The following is a 9,059-nucleotide window of genomic DNA, read 5'->3' as shown; positions in this document are numbered from 1 at the left end:
GCCGCCGGTTGCGCGGGGGGCGCGATGTCCGGCACCTCCGCCAGCAGCTCGTTCAGCCGCTCCGCCGCGCCCGCCGCGCGCAGCAGGTCGCCATAGACCTCGCTCAACGACGCGAACGAGCCGGCCGCCAGCGTCGCCGCGACAAGGAAGCCGGTCAGCGACCCGCCCGACAGCTGCCCGTGCGCGACGTCGGAGACGGTGGACCAGAGCAGCGCGGTGATCGCGCCGAACAGCAGCAGGATGACCAGCGCGGTCATCAGCGCGCGGACCCGGATGCGGCGCTTGGCGGCACCGAACCCGCGCTCGACGGCGGCGGTGAACCGTTCGCCCTCGCGCGCCTCCTGACCGAACGCCTGCACCACCTTCATCGCGCCCAGCGTCTCCACCGCCAGCGCGCCAATGTCCGCGATCCGATCCTGGCTGGACCGCGAGAAGCCGCGCACGCGCCGGCCGAGCAGGACGAGGGGCAGCATGACGACGGGGATGCCGATCAGCAGCGAGCCGGCGAACCTGGGCGCGATCACGAACATGGTGACGGTGCTCGCCACGCCGGTCAGCGCGTTGCGCAGCGCGACGGACACGGTGGTGCCGACCGCGATCTCGATCTGCGCGGTGTCGGCGGTCAGTCGCGAGGCGATCTCCGCCGGCCGGTTCTCCTCGAAGAAGCGGGGCGCGAGCCGCAGCAGGTTGCGCTGCACCTCCTCGCGCACGTCGGCCACCGTGCGCTCGCCCAGCCACGAGACGAAGTAGAAGCGCAATGCGGTGCCCAGTGCCAGCACGATCACCAGCCCGCCGAGCTGGGTGAAGACGCGGTTGATGTGCGCCGGATCGCCGCCGTGACCAAAGCCCCGATCGATCATCGAGCGCACCGCATAGGGCAGCGCGCTGGTGCTCAGCGAGGTGGTGAGCAGCGCCGCGATCGCCACCGCCAGCTGCCCGGGATAGCGCGCGACCTGCCGCCACACCAGCGACAGCGAGCCGAGCCGGCGGGGGCGAGCGGGACGGGGATCGGCCATGCCGCTCGCGCTAGCAGGCGCGGGCGCCCCCCTCAACGCCGGTGGCGTGGTTGACATCGCCCGGCTTGGCGCCGACCTGATGCCCATGCTGTACGACACCTATGAATGGCAGCGCGCGGTGTTTGCGGGCGCCGGCGCGATGGCGAGCTGGACGGCCGAACTGCTCAACGATCCCGTCTATGGCGGCAGCGGTCGGCAGGTGGCGTCGGCGCTGGAGGTGTTCGCGCACGCCGCCGCGTCGCGCGGCAAGCCGGCCTTCGGGCTGCACCGCACGACGGTGGACGGGCGCGAGGTGGCGGTGACCGAGGAAGTGGTGCTCGACGGACCGTTCGGGCGGCTGCTGCGCTTTCGCCGCGAGGGTGTCGAGACGGGGCCGAAACTGCTGATCGTCGCGCCGATGTCGGGCCATTACGCGACGCTGTTGCGCGGCACGGTCGAGCGGATGCTGCCGGCCGCCGATGTGCACATCACCGACTGGGCGGACGCCAAGCTGGTGCCGCTGTCGGCGGGCCGCTTCGATCTGGACGACTATATCGACTACCTGATCGCGTTCCTGGAGGCGATCGGGCCCGAGGACGGACGCGGCGCGCACATGCTGGCGGTGTGCCAGCCGTCGGTGCCCTGCTACGCCGCCGCCGCGGTGATGAGCGCCGACGCGCATCCATGCCGGCCGCGCACGCTGACGATGATGGGCGGCCCGATCGACACGCGCGAGGCGCCGACGGCGGTCAATACGCTCGCCACCAAGCGCCCGCATGCCTGGTTCCAGCATAACGCGATCGCGACCGTGCCGTTCAGCTACCCCGGCGCGGGCCGCGAAGTCTATCCGGGTTTCCTGCAGCTCGCCGGCTTCCTGTCGATGAACCTCGGCAGTCACATGCAGAGCCATTGGGAGATGTACAAGCATCTGGTCCGCGGCGATGGCGAGAGCGCGGACGCGACGAAGGACTTCTACGAGGAATACCGCTCGGTCTGCGACATGACCGCCGAATTCTACCTGCAGACGGTCGACCTGGTGTTCCAGACGCATGCGTTGCCGCGCGGCGTCATGACGCATCGCGGGCGCAAGGTGGATCCCGCCGCGATCACGGACATCGGCCTGCTCGCAATTGAGGGCGAGCGCGACGACATCTCGGGCCTCGGCCAGACCCGCGCGGCCCTGACGCTCGCCACCGCGCTGCCGGATGCGAGGAAGCGGTATTTCATGGCCGAGGGCGCCGGCCATTACGGGATTTTCAACGGCTCGAAATGGCGCGAGCGCATCGCGCCCGTCGTGATCGAGTGGATGGCGGCGAACGGCTGACCGTTCGCCGCCGATCGGATCAGCCGACCGAACTCACCACCGCGTGACTGGAGTTCTCGGACGACGTGATCTTGCCGCCGAACAGCATCTTCACCCGGCCGGAGATGGATACGTCCGTCTCCCAAAGCTCGGCCGAGCTGATATCGAACCGGTTGAGACGCGCATCGGCCTTGCCGTTAGGGAACCAGGCCTCGACGCGATTGTCCCACAGCTTGTCGAACGTCGCCCGGTCGCGCTCCTCGCTGACGGTGCCGGCCAGGCAGGCGAAGAAATCATGCCCCTTGCCGACGAACTGCGCCATCGCATCGCCGCCGGCGGCGATGCGGTTGTCGGGCGCGGAGAAGACGAACAGCGTGTTGGGCTGATCGTCGTCGGTCTTGACGTTCATCGGCTCGGCATGCTGCCCGTCGGTCAGCCCGATCATGATGAACGGGCTGCTCTTGAGCGCGGCCAGGAACTTGGCGGCGACTTCCTGTGGGCTGTCCTGATGGTCGGCCATGGGCATGCTCCTCGTGATGATTTCGGCGGGAGAACGACCCTGGTCGACCTTGGTTGCGCGTAGGAGCTGCGCCCAAGGGGTTGCGCCTAGGCGGCGAGCATCGCCGCGGGGCGCCGACGATGCCGCAGGACGCCGCCGATGCCACCAAGCCCCAGGATCATCGTCGCCCAGCTCGCCGGCTCCGGCACGCCGCTCGCCAGCGCCTGACCGAACACGCCTGACTGCGACGTGTAGGTCAGGCCCGCCGGCAAGGCGCCGAACCCGAACGCGCTGGTATGGCCGAAGTCGCAGGTCGCGCCCGAACCCCGGCAATCGAGCGACAGCGTCATGACGAAGCCGAAGCGCGACTCCCCGGTCGGGATCAACAGCGAGGTGGTGAAGGCACCCTGGACGAAACCATCCCGGTACGAACCGGTGAAGGCGTAATCGCCCTCGTGCCCGTTCCCGCCGTCGAGCCGCTGGGTCAACGTGCCACTGATCGCATCGAATTGCGACAGTGCGTCACCGTTCGCATAATCGCGACTGTTGGCGAAGAGCACCCGATTGTAATAGGTGTCGGGGTCGCCGAAATGAAGATCGATCTGACCATCGGTATAGGCGCCGTAATCGTCGATGGTGCTGAAGCGGCCGTCGAACTGATAGCCCATCGTCAATGTGACGTCGCCTCCGCTGGTGTTGTTGAAGGTGAACAGGTCACTGATGCGTGTATTCGCGCCGCCGCCGTGGAAATAGTTGGTGCCGTTGCTGACATAGGCGTGCAATGTGCCGTCGCGCAGGTCGCCGGTCGCGACCGCGCTGCCGCCCGTGTTCGAGATCGCCGCCGCCGTGTTGGTCCAGCCGCCGTCGGCGCTGGCCGTGGTGCCGAGTCCCTGGGTCGCGTCATCTGCTTGGCGCCCGTTGGCGATGGCGGCGCTGTTGATCGAATACTGGCCGTAAGGCGCCGCCCCGCTTGACGAGACGGACGCGCACGAGCGCGGCGAGATCGTGCCGGCGATGCCGTTGCCGTTATAGGTGCACGCCTCGAACGAGGGCGGCGCGGACTGCGCCAGCGCCGGCGCGGCGACGAGAAGGCCGATGCCGGCAGCGGCGAGCCGGACGATGGTGGCAGGCTTCACGTGGTTGACTCCCTCTTAATGATTGCCCGACCGTCATACTGGTCGAGGCTGGGAGCGAACCTCTCGAAAGGGATAGGGTCGGTGGCTCCATCTGGGACGACATGGCTCACGTGACGGGACTCGGCACCCGCCTGCGCGTGCGGCATAGGCAATCAGGGGTCGGAGCGGACGCGATGTTGCGGATGGCGATGGACATGGTGGAAGACGCGCTCCTCGCCGGCGATCCGGTCGTCGCCGCGAGCGCTTTTGGCGATCGGGCTCGGCGGCTGGGTGCGACGTTCGTGCAGGTCCGCCGTTATCGCCGGCCCAGCGGCGCGCTGACCAGCGAGCGGCATTGGCGAGCCGGCGGCGTCCTGATCCGCGAGGCGCGCGAGGGTTGGATCGGGAGCAGCGGCTTCCAGTATATCTGCTTCGACTGCAATCCGCTGCTCGACGTGGTCCGTCAACGCCGGACCCGCTATCGCTTTTCCGACCTGGCGCCGCGCTCGGACCGGCGGTTCAACACCTATTGGGAGGCGTTCGAGGGCGCCGCGATCCGGGAAGCCTGGGGCGCGAACGCCTATGGCGCGGACCACACGACCGCGTCGGTCCATGTCGGCGTGGACAATGTGACCATCGATCCGACGATCGCGCGCGCGCTGCAGATGGCGGGCGGCGTGCTGGCCGAGCATCTGCTGACGCTTGATGCCTCCTATCCGGTGGCGACGGCTAGGCCGCTGCTGACCGTGCGCGAGCGCGACGTCTTGCGGTTCGTCGCGCAGGGCAAGACCGACTGGGAGATCGGCATCATCCTGTCCGTCTCGGAAACGACGGCTCGCTTTCACGCGGACAACGCACGTCGCAAGCTCGGCGCGGTCAATCGCGCGCACGCGGTCGCGTGCTTCATCGCAGAGGAAGGAGCGGATTAGCCCCGGTCGGGTTTACACCCGTTCCCACCGGCGGCTGTTCCAGCGCCGCCGGCGGATGTCGTCGCCGAAGCGCCAGAAACAGGTGATGCGCTCGGACGCGGCATAGCGGGCGCGGGTCCAGCATTCGCCGGTCGGCAACTCGACAACGCGGTGGACGTGCTCGGCCGCCAGCCGGTGCGTCTCGCCCGGGACGCGGTGCACCAGCGTCGCGCGCCACCCGCCCTCGCCCCGCGTGAACACCTCCTCGACATAGCCGCCCGACAGCACCTCGATGTCGATCGCGAAGGGATGGTCGTGCGGGTCGCTCGACGGCTCGGGCTGCGTGAAGCGGTGCAGCACCGAGCCGTCATCGAGATGGTACTTCACGAACGCGCGGGACATGCGCTCGACCCGGGTGATGCTCGCGCCGGGCGGGATGTGCGCGCGCGCGGCGGGGGGGATGCGGTGAGCCATGGGAGGGAAGATGGGGGCAGCGATTGCGAGCGCCAGTCCCGCCGGGCATAGTGGGTGGCGGCGGCAATCTTGCCGTCATCTCGCAGGAGAACGATCCATGACGATCGTTGATGCCTGTGCCTTCGTCGGCGCTATGTGCGCCTTCGCGGCCTTGATCGTGAAAGTGATCGAGGTAGCCCGCAAGGGTTAGCACCGGGAGGGGCCTGGGTTGCAGCCCGGGCCCCGAACGGTAAAGCCCCGGCCGTTGCAGCGACCGGGGCTCCCACAGAAGGCGTCCATGACTCCGCCGACAATCAATACGTAGCGTATTGCCCGTTACCGTTCAACTCACAGCACCTCGAACAGCCCGGCCGCGCCCATGCCGCCGCCGACGCACATCGTCACGACGACGTACTTCGCCCCACGCCGCTTGCCCTCGATCAGCGCGTGGCCGGTGCAGCGCGCGCCCGTCATGCCATAGGGGTGGCCGATCGAGATCGAGCCGCCGTTGACGTTGAGCAGCTCGTCGGGGATACCCAGCTTGTCGCGGCAATACAGCACCTGCACCGCGAACGCCTCGTTCAGCTCCCACAGGCCGATATCGTCCATCGCCAGGCCATGGCGCTCCAGCAGCTTGGGGATGGCGTAGACCGGGCCGATGCCCATCTCGTCGGGCTCGGTGCCCGCCACCGCCATCCCGACATAGCGGCCGAGCGGGGTCAGGCCCTTCGCGCCCGCGACCTTCTCCTCCATCACCACGCTGGCGGCGGCGCCGTCGGAGAGCTGCGAGGCGTTGCCGGCGGTGACGGTGCCGCCGTCGAGCACGGTCTTGAGCGCCTTCAGGCCGTCAAGCGTCGTGTCCGCGCGATTGCCCTCGTCCTGCCTGAGCGTGACCTCCCGGTGGCTGACCTCCTTGGTCGCCTTGTCGACCACCGCCATCGTCGCGGTCACGGCCACGATCTCGTCGTCGAACCGGCCGGCGGCCTGCGCGGCGGCGGTGCGTTGCTGCGACTGGAGCGCGTAGGCGTCGCACGCGTCGCGATCGATGCCGTAGCGCGTCGCCACCACCTCGGCGGTCTGCAGCATCGGCATGTACACGTGCCCGTGCATCGCCAGCAGTTCCGGGTCGAAGCCGACGCGCAGTTGCGGCGTCTGCACCATCGAGATGCTCTCGACGCCGCCGCCGACCGCGATCTCCATGCCGTCGACGATCACCTGCTTGGCCGCGGTGGCGATCGCCATCAGCCCCGACGCGCACTGGCGATCGATCGACATGCCCGCGACCGAGGTCGGCAGGCCCGCGCGCAGCGCCGCCAGCCGGGCGATGTTGCCGCCCTGCACACCCTGCTGGAGCGCGGCGCCCAGCACCACGTCGCCGATCTCGGCCGGGTCGAGGCGCGCGCGCTCGACGGCCGCTTTGATCGCGTGGCTGGCGAGCGTGGGCGAGGGCAGCGCGTTGAACGCGCCGCGATAGGCGCGGCCGATCGGCGTGCGGGCGGTGGCGACGATGACGGCGGAACGCATGAGATGAGGCCCTTGTCGGTCCGGGCGGACGCGGAAAGTCACGCCGGTGAGGGAGGAAGTGTGACCTTCCAGACGAAAGATCCGGTCAGACGAAGATCTGGCTGATCCACTCCGCGATCATCGCCGGCTTGGGCGCGCCCTCGATCTCGACGGTGAACTCGGTGAGGTGCTGATACTGGCCGGGCCGCTTCTCGTCGAAGGCGAGCGTCTTGAAATGGCCGCGCACCCGCGAGCCCGAACGGACGGGGGTGAGGAAGCGGACCTTGTTGCCCCCGTAATTGACCGCCATCCTGGTGCCTTCGATCTGCGGCAGGTCGGGCACCTTGGACGACAGCAGCGGCAGCAGCGACAGCGTGAGGAAACCGTGCGCGATCGTGCCGCCGAACGGCGTCATCGCGGCGCGGACGGGGTCGACATGGATGAACTGGTGATCGCCCGTCGCCTCGGCGAACTGGTCGATCATCGCCTGCGTTACCTCGACCCAGTCGCTGACGCGTTCCTCGCCGACGCTGTTCTTCATCTCGTCGACGGTGACGGTCGCCATGGCCCTGCCTCTCCCTTATGCGCGGGCCTCCTCCTTGGCGCGCGCCATCCTACATCGCAAGCCTCCTCCCGACCGGAACGCCGAACATGCCGCAAGCCCGCACCAACGCCGCTCGTACCGACCTGGTCCGGCTGTACCGGGCGAGCGAACCCGATGTTCTAAAGCCGCTGCTCGCGCGCGCCGCGCTCGGGCCCGACTCGCGCGAGCGGGTGACCGGGACCGCGTCCGGCCTGCTCGCGGACCTGCGCGCGGCGCAGGCCAGGGGCTGGGTGAACCAGTTCCTGCAGGAATACCGGCTCGACTCGGCTGAGGGCGTGGCGCTGCTGAGCCTCGCCGAGGCGTTCCTGCGCGTGCCCGACCCGGAGACCGCCGACCTGCTGATCGCGGACAAGATCGGCGACGCGGATTGGCGCGCGCACGCGGGCAAGTCGTCGTCGCTGCTGGTCAACGCGGGCACCTGGGGGCTGGTGGTCGGCCGCGCGCTGGTGGGCGAGGCAGGAACGGCGGCGGCGGCGCGCTCAAGCGGCTGATCGGGCGCGCGGGCGAGCCGTTCGTGCGCCAGGCGGTGGGCGCGGCGATGAAGCGGATGGGCGAGATCTTCGTGATGGGCCGCACCATCGACGAGGCGATGGCGCGGATGCGCAAATCGGAGAACCAAGGCTTTACCGCGAGCTTCGACATGCTGGGCGAGGCGGCGCGGACGGACGAGGATGCGGCGCGTTACTTCTCGTCCTACAAGCAGGCGATCCTTCAGATCGGCAAGCATGCTGGCGAGGGGCACTCGGTATCGGTCAAGCTGTCGGCGCTGCACCCGCGTTACGAGGTCGCGCAATATGACCGCTGCGTGCCGGAGCTGACGGCCAAGCTGGAGATGATGTGCAATCTCGCCAAGGAGGTCGGCATCCACCTCACCGTCGACGCCGAGGAGAGCGAGCGGCTGGAGATGAGCCTCGACATCATCGAGGGTGCGATCCGCCAGCCGCAGTTTCGGGGCTGGGACGGGTTCGGCATGGCCGTGCAGGCGTACAGCAAACGCGCGCGCGCGGTGGTGGCCTGGGCGGACGCGCTGGCGGGCGAGCTGGGGCAGCGCTGGAACGTCCGGCTGGTCAAGGGCGCCTATTGGGACAGCGAGATCAAGCGCACGCAGGTGGAGGGGCTCCCCGACTATCCGCTGTTCACGCGCAAGGCGGCGACCGACGTCAGCTACCTCGCGGTCGCGCGCGACATGCTGGACGCGGCCAACATCCGCCCGGCCTTCGCCTCGCACAACGCGCTCACCGTCGCGACGATCGTCGAATGGGCGGGCAACGGCCGCGACTTCGAGTTCCAGCGGCTGCACGGCATGGGCGAGGGACTGTACGAGCGGCTGGTGTGCGAGCGCGGCTACCATACGCGCATCTATGCCCCGGTGGGCGGGCACCGCGACCTGCTCGCCTATCTCGTGCGGCGGCTGCTGGAGAATGGGGCGAACTCGTCCTTCGTGCACCAGCTCGCGGACGAGACGCTGAGCGAGGCGGACATCCTGGCCGATCCGGTGGCGAGGATTGCGGGCGTCGGCGGCGCGCGGCATCCCTCCATCCCGCTGCCGCGCGACCTGTTTCCGGATCGGCGGAACTCGTCGGGGCTGGACCTGAGCGACCGGGCGGTGCTGGCGGCGACGGTGGCGGCGGTTTCCGCTCCCCTCCCGCAAGCGGGAGGGGTTGGGGGTGGGGCCTCTC

At 69.1% G+C, this 9,059-nt stretch carries 10 protein-coding genes; 4 read left to right on the top strand and 6 right to left on the bottom strand.

Annotated features, from left to right (window positions below; translation table 11 throughout):
• Positions 1-1,016 (bottom strand): ABC transporter transmembrane domain-containing protein (locus HUU95_RS02880; protein WP_254602586.1); only part of this gene is annotated, 1,016 nt, incomplete at its 3' end.
• A gap of 85 nt (positions 1,017-1,101) precedes the next feature.
• On the opposite strand from HUU95_RS02880, the gene HUU95_RS02875 reads away from it, so the two are divergent.
• Positions 1,102-2,319, top strand: a complete 1,218-nt coding sequence (locus HUU95_RS02875) for a polyhydroxyalkanoate depolymerase (protein WP_174278721.1) — start codon at positions 1,102-1,104, stop codon at positions 2,317-2,319.
• 19 nt (positions 2,320-2,338) lie between these two features.
• Here HUU95_RS02875 and HUU95_RS02870 read toward each other — a convergent pair whose 3' ends face one another.
• Both HUU95_RS02870 and HUU95_RS14440 read right to left on the bottom strand, forming a co-directional pair.
• Positions 2,339-2,818 carry a pyridoxamine 5'-phosphate oxidase family protein gene (locus HUU95_RS02870; RefSeq protein ID WP_174278720.1) on the bottom strand — a complete coding sequence of 160 codons (480 nt, stop codon included), beginning with the start codon at positions 2,816-2,818 and terminating at the stop codon, positions 2,339-2,341.
• Positions 2,819-2,904: 86 nt separating this feature from the next.
• On the bottom strand, positions 2,905-3,933 hold the full coding sequence (locus HUU95_RS14440; protein ID WP_174278719.1) for a PEPxxWA-CTERM sorting domain-containing protein: 1,029 nt from the start codon (positions 3,931-3,933) through the stop codon (positions 2,905-2,907).
• A gap of 101 nt (positions 3,934-4,034) precedes the next feature.
• Here HUU95_RS14440 and HUU95_RS02860 point away from each other — a divergent pair, with 101 nt between their 5' ends.
• Positions 4,035-4,841 carry a helix-turn-helix transcriptional regulator gene (locus HUU95_RS02860; RefSeq protein WP_174278718.1) on the top strand — a complete coding sequence of 269 codons (807 nt, stop codon included), beginning with the start codon at positions 4,035-4,037 and terminating at the stop codon, positions 4,839-4,841.
• A gap of 12 nt (positions 4,842-4,853) precedes the next feature.
• Here HUU95_RS02860 and HUU95_RS02855 read toward each other — a convergent pair whose 3' ends face one another.
• From HUU95_RS02855 to HUU95_RS02845, 3 genes are all read right to left on the bottom strand, one after another.
• A complete protein-coding gene (locus HUU95_RS02855) occupies positions 4,854-5,294 on the bottom strand; it encodes a hypothetical protein (RefSeq protein WP_174278717.1) in 441 nt (146 codons plus the stop codon).
• Positions 5,295-5,621: 327 nt separating this feature from the next.
• Positions 5,622-6,797 (bottom strand): acetyl-CoA C-acyltransferase, encoded by a 1,176-nt coding sequence (locus tag HUU95_RS02850; protein WP_174278716.1) that lies wholly within the window; start codon positions 6,795-6,797, stop codon positions 5,622-5,624.
• Positions 6,798-6,882: 85 nt separating this feature from the next.
• Entirely contained in the window at positions 6,883-7,341 is a 459-nt protein-coding gene (locus HUU95_RS02845) for a MaoC family dehydratase (protein WP_174278715.1), read from the bottom strand.
• A gap of 86 nt (positions 7,342-7,427) precedes the next feature.
• Between HUU95_RS02845 and HUU95_RS14435 the strand changes: the two genes are divergently transcribed.
• Positions 7,428-7,871, top strand: coding sequence for a hypothetical protein (locus HUU95_RS14435; RefSeq protein ID WP_254602585.1), 444 nt, complete (start codon positions 7,428-7,430; stop codon positions 7,869-7,871).
• Between the two features lie 23 nt (positions 7,872-7,894).
• On the top strand, positions 7,895-9,059 hold a 1,165-nt coding region (locus HUU95_RS02840; protein WP_254602584.1), incomplete at its 3' end, for a proline dehydrogenase family protein.

The organism is Sphingomonas bacterium, assembly GCF_903643065.1.
In the GTDB taxonomy this organism is placed as follows: Bacteria; Pseudomonadota; Alphaproteobacteria; order Sphingomonadales; family Sphingomonadaceae; genus Sphingomonas.
This window is presented reverse-complemented; position numbering and strand designations above follow the sequence as displayed.